We start from the raw sequence: 17154 nt of genomic DNA, 5'->3' as shown, positions 1-17154 counted from the left end.
ATCAGTGCTCCGTAGAACGTAAGGCGGAATCGTCGGCGTCGCTCTCGTTCAAACGCCACTCAATGAAAGCTTTCAGGGCCAGGGTCACCAGGGCCAGCAAGGCCAGCAGGGAGGCGACGGCAAACGCGGCGGCGAAGTTGTACTCGTTGTACAGAATCTCCACCTGCAGCGGCATGGTGTTGGTTTCGCCGCGGATATGGCCGGACACGACGGACACGGCGCCGAACTCGCCCATGGCGCGGGCGTTACACAGGATCACGCCATACAGCAGACCCCACTTGATGTTCGGCAAAGTGACCCTGCGGAAAGTATTCCAGCCCGAGGCGCCCAGCACGATGGCGGCTTCTTCCTCTTCGCTGCCCTGCGACTGCATCAGCGGGATCAGTTCGCGCGCGACGAACGGGAAGGTGATGAAGATCGTGGCCAGCACGATGCCGGGGACGGCAAACAAAATCTTGATGTCGTGCGCCTGCAGCCATGGGCCGAACCAGCCCTGGGCGCCAAACATCAGCACATAGATCAGGCCGGAAATCACCGGGGAAACGGAAAACGGCAAATCGATCAGGGTCAATAAAATGCTCTTGCCGCGAAATTCGAACTTGGCGATGCACCAGGAAGCGGCCACGCCGAACACCAGGTTCAGCGGCACGGCGATGGCGGCCGTGATCAAGGTCAATTTAATGGCGGAAATTGCGTCCGGATCGATGATGGCGGCGATATACGCTTCCCAGCCCTTCTTGAACGCCTCCGCAAACACAGCCACCAGGGGAACGATCAAAAAGGTCGTCAGGAACAGCAAGGCGATAGTGATCAATACCGTGCGCACCCACAACGGTTCCAGCACGACGGGGCCGACATTCGGCTCGAAGCGGCGCGCCGTCGGGCGCGCATTGTCCACGCCAGCGACGGCAGTCGTATTCGTACTCATGATTTCTTCGCCTTTCCGCGCGTCCATGCTTGCAGCAGGTTAATCGTCAACAACAGCAAAAAGGAGACCACCAGCATCACCACGGCGATGGCCGTGGCGCCCGCGTAATCGTATTGCTCCAACTTGGTAATAATGAACAGTGGCGTGATTTCCGACACCATCGGCATATTGCCGGCGATAAAGATCACGGAACCGTACTCGCCCGTGGCGCGGGCAAAGGCCAGCGCAAAGCCTGTCAGCAAGGATGGCAAAATCGTGGGGAAGATGACGCGGATAAACGTTTGCAGGGAGTTGGCGCCCAGGCTGGCGGCCGCTTCTTCCAGTTCCTTTTCCGCGTCTTCCAGCACCGGTTGCACGGTGCGCACGACAAACGGCAAGCCGATGAAGGTCAGCGCCACCACCACGCCCAGCGGCGTGAACGCCACCTTGATGCCCAGCACGCCTTCGATGAACTGGCCGAACCAGCCGTTCGACGAATACAAAGCCGTCAGGGTGATGCCGGCCACGGCCGTGGGTAAGGCGAACGGCAAGTCGACGAGCGCATCGATGATGCGCTTGCCGGGGAATTTATAGCGCACCAGCACCCAGGCCAGGATGCCGCCAAACACCACGTTCAACAGGGCGGCGATCAGCGAAGCACCAAACGTCAGCCGGTACGACGCCATCACGCGGTCGGACGTGACGGCGCTGAAGAAGGCGTCCCATGTCATGGTGAAGGTTTTCAGGAACACCGACGACAGCGGAATGAGAACGATCAAGGCCAGGTAAAAGAGCGTAAAGCCCAGTGACAGCTTAAACCCCGGCATGACCCGAAACGGCGCTCCGCGCGCCTTGAGCGGTGCTGCTGATACTGCAGACATAGAAACTCCTTCTTATTACATTTTTGAGTTATAGGGCGCAATAATCACATGCAATCGTTATAAAAAGAACTAACCATTTCTCATTTGCTTAGATGGATTTTGCATACTTCCCTGTCAAAGCGTTGGACGAAAAAAAACGCACCGGCGAGGTGCGTTTTTTGTAAAAGTAGAAACTTTTATTTATTTGGCTGCGGCGTGAGGCGCAAGTACGGCTTGGCAGCCGTAAAGCCCTTCGGATATTTCTGCTTGATCACGTCCGGATCTTGCACGGTCAATGGAATGATGACGTCGTCGCCATCTTTCCAGTTGCCGGGCGTGGCCACCGTGTAGCCGTCCGTCAGTTGCAGGGCATCGATGACGCGCAGGATTTCATTGAAGTTGCGGCCCGTACTGAGCGGATACGTGAGGATCAGTCGTACCTTCTTGTTCGGGTCGACGATGAAGACGGAGCGCACGGTGGCCGTGACGGACTGTTCCGGGTGGATCATGTCATAAAGCACCGACACTTTCTTGTCGACGTCGGCGATGATGGGGAAGCCCACCACCGTGTTTTGCGTCTCTTCGATATCCTTGATCCAGCTCTTGTGCGACTCGGCCGCGTCCACGGACAGGGCGATCGCTTTCACGTTGCGTTTGTCGAATTCCGGCTTGAGCTTGGCTGTCAGGCCCAGTTCCGTCGTGCAGACGGGAGTAAAGTCGGCCGGGTGGGAAAACAGCACTACCCAGGAATTGCCGGCCCACTCGTGGAACTTGAGCGGGCCGATCGAGCTGTCTTGTTCAAAATCAGGGGCGACATCGCCCAGGCGTAAAGTCATCATGATCTCCTGTGAGGTTGTGTGGCAATCGAATTCGTCGAATCAGGCTGCCTGACGGTGGCGCTTGTCGCTTTGCGCCAGATCAAACAGTGTTTGCAGCTGCGCCTGGCCGTAGACCCAGTCACCAAGGCGCGACTCGGCGTTGATATGGCCCAACGCACCGCCATCAATATACTTGCAATTCCAGCGCCGTGCCCACTGCGCTGCGTGTTCGGCCGTCATCCACGGATCCGTCTGGCTGGCGATCAGGATGCCGGGGCAAGGCAGCCGCTTTTGCGGCAAGGCCTTCGCCACGCCAAACTTGTCGGGATCGGCCGGCCCCACCAACAGCACGCCAGCCACGCCCTGCGGGTCGCGGGCCAGGCTATGCGCCGTCGTCAGGCAGCCGAAGCTGTGGGCGACGATCAGGGTGGGGCGTGCATCTTGCCGCCGGACCTGGTCCAGGCGCGCCGACCAGATGGCCAGGTCGGGGTCGTTCCAGTCATCCTGCTCGACCCGCTCGAATTGCGGATACAGGCGCTGCCAGCGGCTCTGCCAATGCTCGGGACCGCTGTTATGCAAGCCCGGCACGATCAGTACCCGGTAATCGGAAAAGCTGCGCAGCGCCATGATGTGTCCTTTTAGTAACGGTCTGGCAATCGTGCCATCCGGTATTACTTAGGCTGGTAGATCTGGTCGAAGATGCCGCCGTCGGCAAAGTGCGCCTTTTGCGCGGTCGTCCAGCCACCGGCCACCTGCTCGATGGTGAACAGGTTGACCTTGGCGAACTGCGATGCGTATTTCTTCGCCGCCTTGTCCGTTGCCGGACGGTAGTAATTTTTGGCGATGATGTCTTGCGCTTCGTCCGTGTACAGATAGTTCAGATAAGCCTCTGCCACCTTGCGCGTACCGTGCTTGTCGGCAAACTTGTCGACGACGGCGACAGGCGGCTCGGCCAGGATGCTGACGGAAGGCGTGATGATGTCGAACTTGGTCGGGCCCAGTTCCTTGACGGCCAGGTAAGCCTCGTTTTCCCAAGCGATCAGCACGTCGCCGATGCCGCGTTCAACGAAAGTGGTGGTGGCGCCGCGCGCGCCGGAATCGAGCACGGGCACGTTCTTGTACAGTTTGCCGAGGAAATCCTTGGCCTTGGCTTCGTTGCCGCCCGGTTGGCGCAGCGCATAACCCCACGCGGCCAGATGGTTCCAGCGGGCACCGCCCGAGGTTTTCGGGTTCGGCGTGATGACGGACACGCCCGGCTTGATCAGGTCATTCCAGTCCTTGATGCCTTTCGGGTTGCCCTTGCGCACCAGGAACACGATGGTCGAGGTGTAAGGCGAGCTGTTGTGCGTCAAACGCTTTTGCCAGTCGGCGGCCAGCAGCTTGTGCTCGGCCAGCGCGTCGATGTCATAGGCCAGGGCCAACGTGACCACGTCCGCTTCCAGGCCATCGATGACGGCACGCGCCTGCTTGCCGGAACCGCCGTGCGATTGCTTGATCTTGACGTTGTCGCCCGTCTTGCCTTTCCACTCCTTGGCAAATGCCGTGTTCACATCCTGGTACAGCTCGCGCGTCGGGTCGTATGACACGTTGAGCAGGGTGATATCGGCAGCCTGCGCTGTTTGCAGAAGGGCAAACGCGCTGATGGCGGCGGCAATGATGATTTTTTTCGACAGCATCTAAGATCCCCGAGTGGTTGAACTTTCAGAGCCACCAGATTACGGCGCCATGGCCGCAAAGAGAACGAAGCGTTTCGCCATTTGATATGCGATTTCCGCATATGGGCGAGGCGCAACGGGGATTTAGCAGTTAATAAAAGCGGTTGAACAGGACGACGGCCCACGTGGCGAAAGCGAGGATGCACGTGAGCAGCACGGCTGCGCTGCCGAAATCCTTGGCGTTTTTCGACAGTGGATGGCGTTCCAGCGAGATGCGGTCGACCACGGCTTCGATTGCCGAATTGATCAGTTCCACGATCAAGACCAGCAGCAGCACGCCGATCAGCACCAGTTTTTCAAACGCGGAGATGCGCAGCAGCAAGGCAATCACCGTGCCGACGACGAACAGGCCCAGTTCCTGGCGGAACGCGTGTTCGTGGCGCCAAGCTGCTTTCAAGCCATCGAGCGAGTAGAAAAAGGCGGAAAAGATCCGCTTCAAGCCACTTTTACTTTTGAATTCATTTACAGGTTGCATGGTTTTCCATATGTAAAGCAGGTGCAGTGGACACATTATGGGGGTGACATAGCACTGTGACCATTTATTCGCTGAATATCTCGGAACATTTCACTATTTTTTCACATCATGGTATAAAGAAGCATGAATACTGCATTGCACCAAATCCATCATGAAAATTGAACCGGTCGCTGCCCCGAAGACAACGATCCAGGTGATCGAACGCATGGTCGCCCTGCTCGATGCCCTGGCCAAATATTCCGACCCGGTCAGCCTGAAGGAATTGTCGAAGGTTTCCGGCTTGCACCCCTCGACGGCGCACCGCATCCTCAACGACATGGTACTGACGCGCTTTGTCGACCGCATCGAACCGGGCACCTACCGGCTGGGCATGCGCCTGCTGGAACTGGGCAATGTGGTGAAAAGCCGCCTCAGCGTGCGCGAAGCGGCGCTGGACTTCATGCGCCAGCTGCACAAGAAAACCCAGCAAACGATCAACCTGTCCGTGCGCCAGGGCGACGAGATCGTCTACATCGACCGCGCCTTTTCCGAGCGCTCGGGCATGCAGGTGGTGCGCGCCATCGGCGGGCGCGGTCCGCTGCACCTGACCTCGACGGGCAAGCTGTTCCTCTCCGTCGACGAGCCGAAAGCCATCCGCGCCTACGCCACGCGCACGGGCCTGGCCGGGCACAACAAGAATTCCATCACGGATCTGCAAAAGCTCGAGCGTGAGCTGAGCCTGGTGCGCGAGCGCGGCTATGCGCGTGACAATGAAGAGCTGGAACTGGGCGTGCGCTGCATGGCCGCCGGCATCCGCGACGATACAGGCAAGCTGATCGCGGGACTGTCGATCTCGGCGCCAGCCGACCGCTTGCAGGATGAGTGGCTGGTGGACCTGGTGGAAACGGCGAACCAGATTTCCGTGACCTTGGGATTCATTCCTCAAGAGTAATAAGAATGCAGGGCGGCCATGCCGCCCTGGACACCTTACCCTCCTGGCAAGCTCATATTGGCTGGTTTCAGTGCCTCGAGCCACTTGCGCATGCGTCCCGCATCGGCCGTACGCGACTGTTTTCCCTTGGAATCGAGGAAAACCATGATCACGGCGCGTCCTTCGATGACAGCCTGCATCATCAAGCAACGTCCCGCTTCATTGATGAAACCCGTCTTTTGCAGGCCGATCTCCCAGCCCGGATTGGCCACCAGGTGATTCGTATTGCCAAACTGCATGGGCTGGCCGCTCGCTTCGACGATGGCTTTCGGGTCCGTCGAGTACTCGCGCAGCAGCGGATGGCGGAAGGCGGCCATGGCCAGCTTGCCCAGGTCGCGCGCGCTGGCCACGTTCATTTTCGACAAGCCGCTGGAATCGACGTAATGCGTATCCATCATCCCCAGCTGGCGCGCCTTGCTGTTCATGGCGTCGACAAACGAAGGCAAGCCGCCCGGATAATTGCGGCCCAGCGCCGAGGCGGCGCGGTTTTCCGAGCTCATCAGGGCGATGTGCAGCATATTCGCGCGCGTCAATTGCGAACCCACCTTCAGGCGCGAGCTGCTGAACTTGGCGCGGTCGACATCCTCGTCCGTGATCGTCAGCACTTCATCCATGTCCTGGCGCGCTTCGACCACTACCAGGCCCGTCATCATCTTGGTGATGGAGGCGATGGGCAGGGCGACATTCGAATTCTTTTCAAACAGCACTTCCGCATTGGCCTGGTCCAGCACCAGCGCCACGCTGGACTTGAGGTCGAGCGGATCACGTGTGAGGTTCAGGCCGGCCAGGTCGCCCATGGTCGGCATCGGTGCGGCCATGGGCACGGCCACGCTGCTGATTTTTTGATAGATGACCTTGCGTTTGCCGCGCACCATGACGACCCGGCGCACGGTCTTTTCGCGCGGCGCGGCCGTCGCGCCCTTGCGCAGCACGACTTTGACTTTCTTGGTGTTGTGTTTCTTCGCGGCTGAGGATTTGCCGTTCGCTTCCTTGGCGTGCACGGCCGCAGCCGGCGCCAGTGCAAACAGCAGGGAAGCCAGGATACCCAGCGCCAGTTTAAACTTAGCCATTCGATAATTCCCCGTGAAGCTGTTGCCTTATTGCAGTGTAGCGAAATGCAGAGTAATCGCAAGTCTATTTAACAGTTAGGACAGTATTTATTGCAGTAATGAAATACAAAACGTTAGCGATCCGCAAACAAGCCCATCCTTGACGGGCGGTTTACCGGCGCCTATCACTGGCAATGTCTATTTGTCCATGAATTTAACAAAGCCGGCCAGCGGCTCGCGTTCCGTGTTCAGGCGGTTCTCGACCTTGTCCGGGTCGGCATGGCCGAGGGCCATGCCGCACACCACCATTTCGCTGGCCGGCACGCCCAGCTCGTCACGAATGATGTCATGGTAATGAATGAAAGCCGCCTGCGGACAGGTGTCGAGCCCGCGCGCGCGCGCCGCCAGCATGATGTTTTGCAAGAACATGCCGTAGTCGAGCCAGGAACCCTGTTCCAGCACCCGCTCGATGGTAAAGATCAGGCCCACGGGCGCATCGAAAAACTGGAAATTGCGCCCGTGCTGGGCAGCCATACCGGCCGTGTCGCCCCGCTCCAGGCCCAGCAGCTGGTACAGGTCCAGGCCGATCTTGCGGCGGCGCTCGATGAACGGCGCCGTCCACTGGCGCGGGTAATAGGTATACGACGCCGTGCGCGCGGGCGCATCGGGCGCCTTCGGCGCGTCGTAGGCGGCGAGGATGCGGTGCGACAGGCGCAGGCGCGCCTCGCCCGACAGCACATACACTTTCCACGGCTGCATGTTGGCACCCGACGGCGCGCGTGCCGCCACTTCCAGGATGCGCGCGATGTCGTCCTGCGCCACCGGCGTGGGCAAAAAGGCGCGGATCGAACGGCGCGACAGAATCACGGCGTCCACGGCTTGCTGCGCCGACTGTGTTTCAGATGCTTGCTTGTTCACTGCCCTGCTCTCCCGCTCTCTACTTCTTGACCACAAATACCACACCGACCACGGCCACCAGCATGCCGGCGATGCCCAGCATATTAAAGGCTTCGCCAAACATCAGCCAGGCCATCACGGCCGTCGTGGGCGGTGTCAGGTACAGCAAGCCCGTCACTTTCGTCGCATCGCTGCGGCGGATCAGGGCGAACAGCAGGAAGATGGCGCCGATGGACAGCACGAGTACCGACCACAGCAACGCGCCAATAAAATTCGCCGTCCATTGCACATTGCTGAAATGCAGGTCCAGCCCTTCGTAATACAGGGCGAATGGCAAGACCACCACGATGGAGGCGGCAAACTGCACCACCGTGCCGGTGCGCAAATCGAATTGCGGACAGTGGCGTTTTTGGTACATGGTGCCGGCCGTCATCGACAGCAGCGCGAACACGCACAGCAGCACACTTTCTACCGTCAAACCCACGAGGTTGATCTTCGCGTACACGACGAGAGCCACGCCCAGCAAGCCAAAGAACAGGCCCAGCCACTGGCGCGGGCGCACGGATTCGCCGATCAGCGGTGCGGCGCAGGCCGTCAGCACGGGCTGCATGCCGACAATTAACGCAGACAGGCCGGCCGGCATGCCCAGCTTGATGGCGCACCAGACGCCGGCCAGGTAGCCAGCCTGCATCAAAATGCCGGCCACGGCGATCTGGCGAAACTGTCCTACCGGCCACGGCGCGCGCAACAGCAGCACCAACGGCAGCAGGATCACCAGCACGCCCAGGAAGCGCAGCAGCAGAAAGGTCAGCGGCGGCGCGTAGGGCAAGCCGAACTTGGCCACGATAAAACCTGTGCTCCATAACAACACAAAGAAGCCGGGCAAGGCCATCGGCGCCAGGGTCGTCAGGAAAGGGGTTTTGGGGGCTTTGCCGCTGGCGCCAGCCGCGGCGGGAAGATTGGACATGGTATCAACTCGGGAAACGGGATCGGCACCGGGGCCTGCGCCAGTGCGGGAGGCAAAGTCTAGCATGCTGCGCCGCACCCGTCCTGAAAGGCGGGGAAATAACAGTTTAGGGTTAAACCATTAGCACACAGAAATCAAATATTTCTCTTTAGAAACAATGGTTTTTGACGCAAATCTATTCAATTGTTGCATCGCACAAGAATCGCTTGACTTACGTTTTTTTCGCCGTAGAATAGGGTTTGTTGCGTTGCACAATTCTTGTTCAGCTTGAAAAATTTAGATTCACCTGCTTTCCCAAACGGTACACGCAGCATCAAATTAACCAGATTTCGATTTTTTGGAGATTTATATGTTTTCAATTCCTGAGCAATTTTCGTCCGCTACCAAAGCCAACCTGGAAGCCCAATTCGCCCTGTTCTCGTCGCTGACGGGCAAGGCCTTCGAAGGCATCGAAAAGATCGTCGAACTGAATCTGACCGCTGCCAAGGCAACGCTGGAAGAATCGACCGCCGCCGCCAAGCAATTGCTGTCGGCAAAAGATCCACAAGAATTCTTCTCGCTGACCGCTGCCCAAGCCCAGCCTGGCGCCGAAAAAGCCATCGCTTACGGTCGTCACCTGGCTGCCATCACGTCGGGCACGCAAGCCGAGTTCAGCAAAGCTGCTGAATCGCAAATCGCTGAAACCAACCGTAAAGTCCTGTCCCTGGTGGAAGAAGTCACCAAGAACGCGCCAGCCGGTTCGGAAAACGCCGTCGCCATCCTGAAAAGCGCCATCGGCAACGCCAATGCAGGCTACGAGCAATTCTCGAAAACCAGCAAGCAAGCCGTCGAAGCCATCGAAGCCAACCTGGCATCGGCCGTGAACCAGTTCACGCAAGCGGCTGAAAAAGTCGTGCCACGCGCTGCCACCAAGTAATTCCTGCGCGACCGCCACGGCGGTCCGCTAGTACCAGCTCCTCCAGGCATCCATCCCGCATTTCCCCGACGGATGCCATTATGCCCCAGCCTGGCTGGGGCATTTTTTATGCCTGAACACTTCCTGAACGTGATTACTCCCCCAGATACGCCGCCTTCACGCGCGGGTCGTCGAGCATGGCGGCCGCGTTACCGCCCATCGTGACCAGGCCGGAATCCATCACATAGCCACGGTGCGCCGCCTGCAGGGCCAGACGGGCGTTCTGTTCGACCAGCAAGATCGTGATGCCTTCGGACGACACCTTGCGAATCACCTCGAAGATTTTCTCGACCATGATGGGTGACAGGCCCATCGATGGCTCGTCGAGCAGCAGCAGCTTCGGATGGCTCATCAGCGCGCGCGCCATGGCCAGCATCTGCTGTTCGCCGCCGGACAGGGTGCCGGCCATCTGCGCCGCCCGCTCCTTGAGGCGGGGAAACACGTCGAACCAGCGGGCGATATCGTCCTCGACACCGGCCTTGTCCGTGCGCGTGTAGGCGCCCATCATGAGGTTTTCGCGGATCGACATGCGGGTAAACACGCCCCGCCCTTCCGGCACCATGGCCAGCTTTCTTTCCACCAGGTGAAATGATTTCGTGCCCTTGAGCGATTCGCCCAGGTAGCTGATCGTGCCCTCGATCTTGCATTCAGGCAAAGTCCCCGTGATGGCTTTCAAGGTCGTCGTCTTGCCGGCCCCGTTCGCGCCGATCAGGGCGATCAGCTCGCCTTGGTTGACTTCCAGGTCGATGCCTTTCACGGCCTTGATGCCGCCATAGGCCACGTGCAAGCCCGCCACCTTCAATATATTGCTCATGCGTGCGATCCCCCCAGATAAGCCTCGATGACGGCCGGGTTTTGTTGTATTTCGGCCGGCAAGCCTTCCGCGATGCGCTTGCCATATTCGAGTACCGTGATGCGGTCGCACAGTCCCATCATCAGTTTCACGTCGTGTTCGATCAACAGCACGGTCTTGCCTTCCGCCTTGATTTTTACCAGCAACTCGCGCAGGGCCAGCTTTTCCGTCGCATTCATGCCGGCCGCCGGCTCATCGAGCGCCAGCAAGGTCGGATCGGTGGCCAGCGCGCGGGCGATTTCCAGGCGCCGCTGGTCGCCATACGACAGGAAGCGCGCCGTGCGGCTGGCGAACTGAGCGATGCCGACGAAATCGAGCAGCTCCATCGCCCGCTTGCGGATCGACGCCTCTTCCTCGCGCGCCGCCTTGTGGCGGAAGATGGCGCCGAACACGCCCTGGTGCGAGCGCACATGGCGCCCCACCATGACGTTTTCCAGCGCCGTCATGTCGCCAAACAAACGGATATTCTGGAAGGTGCGCGCGATGCCCGCCTTCGCCACCTTGTGCGGCGCGGACGGCGAATACGGCTTGCCAGCCAGCTCGAAAGTCCCCGTGTCGGGCTGGTACAGGCCGGTGATGACGTTAAAAAACGTCGTCTTGCCGGCGCCGTTCGGGCCGATCAAGCCATAGATTTGCCCTTGCCGGATGGTAATGCCCACGTCGGTGAGCGCCTGCAAGCCGCCAAAACGCTTATTTACGCCGGCAATATTGAGAATGATCTGTTCGCTCATGCTATTCCTCCCTTAAGCGGACACGACGCCGGTGGATTTGTTCGGCTGGTCCACATCGTGGTCGGGCCGGTCTTCGTGCTTCGGTGATGGCCACAGGCCGGCGGGACGGTTGAGCATGATCAACACCATGGCCAGTCCGTACAGCAACTGGCGCAGCACTTCCGCCTCGATCACCACGTGGCCGAACAGCGCCTGCTGGGCCGGCTCCACCACGTGGCGCAGCACTTCCGGGATCGAAGCGAGGATCACGCCGCCAAGGATCACGCCGGGGATATGGCCGATGCCGCCCAGCACCACCATGGCCAGCACGGCGATCGATTCCGTCAGCGAGAACGATTCCGGCGAGACAAAGCCCTGGAACGAGGCAAACATGGCGCCAGCCACGCCGCCGAACGAGGCGCCCATGGAAAAGGCCAGCAATTTCACGTTGCGCGTATTGATGCCCATGGCCTTGGCGGCAATCTCGTCTTCGCGGATGGCCACCCAAGCGCGGCCCAGGCGCGAATGCTGCAGGCGCTTGGTGACGAACACAACGGCGATGCACAGGAACAGGAACAAAAAGTAATAGGCGTTCACGGACGGCATGGAAAAACCGGCCACCGTGACGGTGCTGTTGGTGCCCGCCTCGCCCGCCAGGTTGACGCCGAAGATGCGGATCGGGTCGATCAGATTGATGCCTTGCGGCCCATTCGTGAAATTGATCGGGTCGTTCAAATTATTCATGAAGATGCGGATGATCTCGCCAAAGCCCAGGGTCACGATGGCCAGGTAGTCGCCGCGCAGCTTCAAGGTGGGCGCGCCGAGCAAGGCGCCGAACAGGCCGGCCACGGCAGCGGCCAGAGGCACGATGATCCAGATCGACAAATGGATGCCGTTTTCGCGGATTTCCGGCCCCATCAGCTGCACCAGGGTCTCGCCCAGCACCGGATATTGATTCACCACCGATTCGAGCAGGATGGCGAACTGGGGCGACGCCAGCAAGGCCGTCAGGTAGGCGCCCACGGCGTAGAAGGCGATGTAGCCGAGGTCGAGCAGGCCTGCAAAGCCGACGACGATGTTCAAGCCCAGGGCCAGCATGATGTACAGCAAGGCCATGTCGATGATGCGCACCCACGAGTTGCCGAACTGGGCGGCAAAAAACGGGAACACCATCAGCAGCGCGGCCAGGCCCAGCATGCCGGCGTAGGCTTTGGTCGGATTTTTCTTAGCGTCGAAATCGAGTAGTGCCATGATTTAATCTCCCAGTTTCACATCAGGCACGGTCGGCCACGCGTTCGCCCATGATGCCTGACGGGCGCAGGGTCAGCACGATGATCAGTACGACGAAGGCAAAGATATCCTGGTAGTGGCTGCCCAGGAAGCCGCCCGTGATGTCGCCGATATAGCCGGCGCCCAGGCTCTCGATAATGCCCAGCAAGATACCGCCCAGCATGGCGCCATAGATATTGCCGATGCCGCCCAGCACGGCCGCACAGAAGGCCTTCAAGCCGGGGATGGCGCCCATGGAAAATTGAATGGAGGCATAGTTGGCGCCCCACATCACACCGGCCACGGCCGCCAGCGCGGCGCCGATGGCGAAGGTGGCCACGATGACCTTGTCGGAATCGACGCCCATGAGTCCGGCCACGCGGGGATTTTCCGCCGTGGCCCGCATGGCGCGGCCCATCCGTGTTTTTTCCACCAGCAACACCAATCCGCCCATCGACAGCGCGGCCAGGGCCAGCAGCAGCACTTGCGTTTGCGAAATCACGGCGCCGCCTATGTTGATGGGATCGGTCGACAGCAATTGCGGGAAGGGCAAGGGATTGCGCGTCCAGATCATCATGGCGAAGGTTTGCAGCAGGATGGAGACGCCAATGGCGGTAATCAGGGGAGCGAGGCGGGGGGCGTTGCGCAGGCGGCGGTAGGCGACCCGCTCGATGATGATGTTGACCAGAATACAGATGGGAATGGCGCCGAGGATGGCCGTGGCCAGTTTCAAATAGCCGGGCCAGTCCGGCACATAAATGCCCAGCAACTTGAGAATGGTCAAGCCCACCATGGCGCCGATCATGAGCACGTCGCCGTGGGCGAAGTTGATCAGGTTCAAAACGCCGTACACCATTGTGTAACCGAGGGCGACTAAGGCATACATGCTGCCCAACACCAAGCCGTTAATGATCTGCTGGATGAATGTATCCATGATTGCCCTATCAAATATGCATTTTTCGGGAACAACTTCCGCCAGAACATGTCGCTGATACAAAAACGGCACCGGAGGAAGAATTCCTGCAGTGCCATCCCTGGACCGTTCTCACCAGCATGGTGCACGCACTCAAAACGGGCGTGACCTTGCTTAGTCATAACGACAACATATTCAAGCTTGAGGCAATCATAACGATCTTTTGCAAAAACTAAGCTTGGAATAAATCGATCATTTCCGAATTAAATTCGGTTTTGAGGTAGCTATTTCATCGATACTCAATCGCTATACAGACTCAGGCGACGTCGCGCTTGATCCCGTCGAGGCCTTTCGGCATCGGGAACGTGACGGCTTCCTGCACGCCGTCGAGCGGGCGCACGCTCTTCACGCCGCACTCTTTCAAACGGTCGATGACGGCTTGCACCAGCACCTCGGGCGCCGAGGCGCCAGCCGTCACACCCACGCGCAGCTTGCCTTCCAGCCAGGCGGGATCGATCTGCGAGGCATTGTCGACCATGTAGGCGGGCGTGCCCATCTTCTCGGCCACTTCGCGCAAGCGGTTCGAATTCGAGCTGTTCGGGCTGCCCACGACGATCACCACTTCCACTTGCGGGGCCATGAATTTCACGGCTTCCTGGCGGTTCGTGGTGGCGTAGCAAATGTCGCCTTTTTTCGGCTCGGCGATATTCGGATATTTCGCTTTCAGGGCCGCAATAATGTCGCTAGTGTCGTCAACTGACAACGTTGTTTGCGAAACATAGGCCAGGCTTTCCGGATTGGCAACCTGCAATTTCGCCACATCGTCGAGCGTTTCCACCAGATGCATGCCCATATCGGCCTGGCCCATCGTGCCTTCCACCTCGGGATGGCCGTCGTGGCCGATCATGATGATCTCGCGGCCTTCGCGGCGCATCTTGCCCACTTCCATGTGTACCTTTGTGACCAGGGGGCAAGTCGCGTCAAAAATGCTCAGGCCGCGCGATTCCGCCTCGGCGCGCACGGCTTTCGATACCCCATGCGCGGAAAACACGAGCGTATTGCCAGCAGGCACGTCATCGAGGTCATCGATGAAGATGGCGCCCTTGTTGCGCAAGTCGGCCACCACATAGGCGTTGTGGACGATTTCATGGCGTACATAGATCGGTGCACCAAATTGCTGCAAGGCGCGCTCGACGATTTCGATCGCCCGGTCGACGCCAGCGCAGAAACCGCGGGGCTGGGCCAGTAACAGTTCTTTATCCATCGCTATTCCTTTTTACAGCACCGAAATGAGCTTGACTTCAAAACGCAGCGGCTGGCCAGCCAGCGGATGGTTGAAGTCGAACAGGGCCGAGTCCTCGCGCATTTCGCGCAGCACGCCGGCAAAGCGGCCGCCGCCCGGCGCGGCGAAGTCGACCAGGTCGCCGATCTTGTAGTCGGCGCCGGGCACGGAGTTTTCGTCCAGCGTTGCGCGCGAAACAGACTGCACCAGCTCGGGATTGCGCTCGCCAAAGCCTTCGCCGGCCGCCAGCTCGAAGGTCTGGTGCGTGCCTTCAGGCAAGCCCAGCAGACGCTGTTCAAGGAATGGCGCCAGCTGGCCCTGGCCTAGCATCAAGGTCGCGGGATTGCCGCTGAAGGTCGTGACAATGTCAGTACCGTCAACAGTGGCAAGACGATAATGCAGGGTGAGGTAAGCCGCTTCGGTGACGACTGCTGGTTGCTCGTTGGACATAGTAGTTTTCAAGTAACTGGTGCAAAACGATATTGTAAGCCACCCTGAGCCAGCGCGCCCCATGCCATCTCGGCGCGGCCATGCTTTTGTCAAAAAACATGGCCGCGCTCCCCTTTCACTTATCAGACGTTGACGTAAACCAACTGGCCCGGCGTGCTGGCATGATTGCCGAAGCCCGAACTGTCTTCCAGGTTGCCATCGAGCTTCCAGCGTCCCACGGGCCGGTTCACGATGCCGTACTGGCCATAGTCATACACTTCCTTGGGCGTCAGCACGCGGTCGTAGAGGATGACGTCCGACAACTGCCAGGTGGGCGTGCCCTGCTCCAGCGCATGCACGGGGTGGCCGATCACAAGGGGGGTGCCGGCGGCCTGCACGAATGGATTTGTCATCTTGTTGCTCTGGTACATCAGGAAATCATCGACGTACAGGCTGATGCTCCCGTCATGCTTGACAGTATAGGTGCAGCGAAACCAGCGGTTGGCAATATCCACCTGCAGGCCGTGGCCATGGCTATTGACGCCCTGAGCAACACTGTTCCACATGGACAGGAACGTCTTGCTATCCTGCTTGAACAGCGCCCATCCTTTCTTGTCCGCCTGATGCGCTACAAAAGCCTGCGCCTGACCAACAGTCGAGGAGAAAGCCTGTTGCCGGATACAATACGACAACGAAAAATCCGCACTCTCATAGCGCACGGACGACGGCACGGTGAGCATCAGGCCAGGCTGGAATTGCAAGGTCTTCGTCACGCCGAAGCAAGGCGTGGGCGGCGCCGGACGCATGGCATCTTCGCCGCGCAAGGCATCCCAGACAGCCTTGCGTCCGTTGCTGTAGGCCGGCGTCTCCACCAGGTTCAGACCGTCGTCTTCCATGGGTTTTCCCCCATTCCAGTCCCAATAGCACGCCAGTTGCACGCCCGTACGGCGTATGGCGCTCAGCAAGGCATGCAGGTTGTCTTGCCGTTCGGTATCTTGCAACGCCAGCTCCTGCTTTTGCGACAGGCAAAAGCTGCCAAGGTAATACGGCTTGCCCAAGGCATGTGCGGCACGCTGCATCACTTGCAGGTAAGCGAGCGAAGACGAGACGAAGTCGGCCGGCAAATCCGCGCTGCTGCCCAGGGCACTGCTCACATATTCATTACCCGGGAACAGGTTTTCACAAAGACAGTCGACCGGATCCGGATTTACGAATGGCAAGGTTTCCGTGACGTATTGCTGCAAGGAGCCTTGACGGGGCGATGTATGAGCGATGCCGGCATTACCGGAAGAAATCATGCGCGCCAAACCATCGTTGTCCCGCAGCAATTGCGCCGTCTCCTGGATGATTTCCCGGGTAGCGGTCAAGCTGATCCCGGTCACGCCCATCAGTTCCTGCGCAGCCATCCAGGCGGCGATGCCCGCGTGGTTGCTGTAGTGCTGCGCAAAAGCCTGCGCAAAGGCACGCATATAGCGGCGTGTTTTCGACTGTGGATTGACCAGTGCGACCCGCGCAACTGCGGCCTGCTCGTCTTTTGTAGCGCCCGCAGGGCCCGCTTCCCCCACCAATTGCGGCACGGCGTAGGGATTCCAGAATGGGCAGGCGATGATGCCGATGCCATTGGCCAGCGCGCAATCGAGCAGCGCCGTTATGGCAAGCCAGTACGAATCTTTGATATTCACATCGGTTAGCGTGTTGTCGGTTGCGAACTTTGGCTCGCCAACAACTTCGCCCCAGTTCCAATAGCCATCCTTGCCCTTGAAAGGCGCCAGCATCACCTGGAGGTACTTGAAGCCGTTGGCGGCAAGATACGGCAAATCGGTGCTGTAATCGGGAGTCTTCGGGTCCGGAGCGAGCGGTGCGTTAACGCTCCATTGACGGTGTTCCAGATATGCATGCACATTGAGGCCGATGCCGCTGACCTTGCCCGTATTGACGCCGGCGGCGTTGAACTCTTGCATGACTCCATTGATAACTTTGATGTACGGCATGACGACTCCTGTAAAACAAGTGGAAGACATTGAGTTCAGGGCCCTGACTCCCCATCGCTGCAACTTGCATGGAATGCAACGACAGGCAAATGAT

18 protein-coding genes are annotated in these 17154 nt (G+C 59.3%); 2 read left to right on the top strand and 16 right to left on the bottom strand.

The window, feature by feature from the left end; genetic code table 11:
- Position 1: 1 nt before the first annotated feature.
- The 6 genes from cysW to SJI03_RS04195 form a co-directional block, all read right to left on the bottom strand.
- A complete protein-coding gene (gene cysW / locus SJI03_RS04220) occupies positions 2-928 on the bottom strand; it encodes a sulfate ABC transporter permease subunit CysW (RefSeq protein WP_099378184.1) in 927 nt (308 codons plus the stop codon).
- Positions 925-1734 carry a sulfate ABC transporter permease subunit CysT gene (gene cysT, locus SJI03_RS04215; protein ID WP_099408869.1) on the bottom strand — a complete coding sequence of 270 codons (810 nt, stop codon included), beginning with the start codon at positions 1732-1734 and terminating at the stop codon, positions 925-927. The genes cysW and cysT overlap by 4 nt, the downstream gene beginning before the upstream one ends.
- Positions 1735-1964: 230 nt before the next feature.
- A complete protein-coding gene (locus SJI03_RS04210; RefSeq protein ID WP_034785187.1) occupies positions 1965-2603 on the bottom strand; it encodes a peroxiredoxin in 639 nt (212 codons plus the stop codon).
- 42 nt (positions 2604-2645) lie between these two features.
- A complete protein-coding gene (locus tag SJI03_RS04205; RefSeq protein ID WP_322426346.1) occupies positions 2646-3212 on the bottom strand; it encodes an alpha/beta hydrolase in 567 nt (188 codons plus the stop codon).
- 44 nt (positions 3213-3256) lie between these two features.
- On the bottom strand, positions 3257-4261 hold the full coding sequence (locus SJI03_RS04200; RefSeq protein WP_322426345.1) for a sulfate ABC transporter substrate-binding protein: 1005 nt from the start codon (positions 4259-4261) through the stop codon (positions 3257-3259).
- A 130-nt stretch (positions 4262-4391) separates the two neighbouring features.
- Complete coding sequence (locus SJI03_RS04195; RefSeq protein ID WP_035821531.1) at positions 4392-4775, bottom strand: diacylglycerol kinase; 384 nt, start codon at positions 4773-4775, stop codon at positions 4392-4394.
- 151 nt (positions 4776-4926) lie between these two features.
- Here SJI03_RS04195 and SJI03_RS04190 point away from each other — a divergent pair, with 151 nt between their 5' ends.
- Positions 4927-5706, top strand: coding sequence for an IclR family transcriptional regulator (locus SJI03_RS04190; RefSeq protein ID WP_099378009.1), 780 nt, complete (start codon positions 4927-4929; stop codon positions 5704-5706).
- A gap of 35 nt (positions 5707-5741) precedes the next feature.
- Here SJI03_RS04190 and SJI03_RS04185 read toward each other — a convergent pair whose 3' ends face one another.
- The 3 genes from SJI03_RS04185 to SJI03_RS04175 form a co-directional block, all read right to left on the bottom strand.
- A complete protein-coding gene (locus SJI03_RS04185; RefSeq protein WP_099378010.1) occupies positions 5742-6815 on the bottom strand; it encodes a serine hydrolase in 1074 nt (357 codons plus the stop codon).
- A gap of 177 nt (positions 6816-6992) precedes the next feature.
- Entirely contained in the window at positions 6993-7712 is a 720-nt protein-coding gene (locus tag SJI03_RS04180) for a nitroreductase (protein ID WP_322426344.1), read from the bottom strand.
- A 19-nt stretch (positions 7713-7731) separates the two neighbouring features.
- The gene (locus SJI03_RS04175; protein WP_099378012.1) at positions 7732-8658 is read right to left on the bottom strand and encodes a DMT family transporter; all 927 of its coding nucleotides are present in this window, start codon (positions 8656-8658) and stop codon (positions 7732-7734) included.
- Between the two features lie 349 nt (positions 8659-9007).
- On the opposite strand from SJI03_RS04175, the gene SJI03_RS04170 reads away from it, so the two are divergent.
- Complete coding sequence (locus tag SJI03_RS04170; protein WP_322426343.1) at positions 9008-9574, top strand: phasin family protein; 567 nt, start codon at positions 9008-9010, stop codon at positions 9572-9574.
- A gap of 133 nt (positions 9575-9707) precedes the next feature.
- Here the strand turns inward: SJI03_RS04170 and SJI03_RS04165 are convergent, their stop codons facing one another.
- The 7 genes from SJI03_RS04165 to SJI03_RS04135 all read right to left on the bottom strand — a co-directional run bounded on the left by SJI03_RS04165 (position 9708) and on the right by SJI03_RS04135 (position 17060).
- A complete protein-coding gene (locus SJI03_RS04165) occupies positions 9708-10427 on the bottom strand; it encodes an ABC transporter ATP-binding protein (protein WP_322426342.1) in 720 nt (239 codons plus the stop codon).
- Positions 10424-11197 carry an ABC transporter ATP-binding protein gene (locus tag SJI03_RS04160; RefSeq protein WP_034785170.1) on the bottom strand — a complete coding sequence of 258 codons (774 nt, stop codon included), beginning with the start codon at positions 11195-11197 and terminating at the stop codon, positions 10424-10426. Before SJI03_RS04160 ends, SJI03_RS04165 begins: the two co-directional genes overlap by 4 nt.
- Positions 11198-11209: 12 nt before the next feature.
- Positions 11210-12427 (bottom strand): ABC transporter permease subunit, encoded by a 1218-nt coding sequence (locus SJI03_RS04155; protein WP_099378016.1) that lies wholly within the window; start codon positions 12425-12427, stop codon positions 11210-11212.
- Positions 12428-12449: 22 nt separating this feature from the next.
- Positions 12450-13379: a branched-chain amino acid ABC transporter permease gene (locus SJI03_RS04150; RefSeq protein ID WP_034747477.1), complete on the bottom strand. Its 930-nt coding sequence runs from the start codon at positions 13377-13379 to the stop codon at positions 12450-12452.
- Between the two features lie 295 nt (positions 13380-13674).
- Positions 13675-14622, bottom strand: coding sequence for a 4-hydroxy-3-methylbut-2-enyl diphosphate reductase (gene ispH / locus SJI03_RS04145; RefSeq protein ID WP_035821545.1), 948 nt, complete (start codon positions 14620-14622; stop codon positions 13675-13677).
- A gap of 12 nt (positions 14623-14634) precedes the next feature.
- The gene (locus SJI03_RS04140) at positions 14635-15090 is read right to left on the bottom strand and encodes an FKBP-type peptidyl-prolyl cis-trans isomerase (protein WP_070224501.1); all 456 of its coding nucleotides are present in this window, start codon (positions 15088-15090) and stop codon (positions 14635-14637) included.
- Between the two features lie 122 nt (positions 15091-15212).
- Positions 15213-17060, bottom strand: coding sequence for a LamG-like jellyroll fold domain-containing protein (locus SJI03_RS04135; protein ID WP_322426341.1), 1848 nt, complete (start codon positions 17058-17060; stop codon positions 15213-15215).
- Between the last annotated feature and the right edge of the window lie 94 nt (positions 17061-17154).

Origin of the sequence: Janthinobacterium sp. GMG1, from assembly GCF_034427795.1 — a bacterium.
Classification (GTDB): domain Bacteria; phylum Pseudomonadota; class Gammaproteobacteria; order Burkholderiales; family Burkholderiaceae_D; genus Janthinobacterium.
This window is presented reverse-complemented; position numbering and strand designations above follow the sequence as displayed.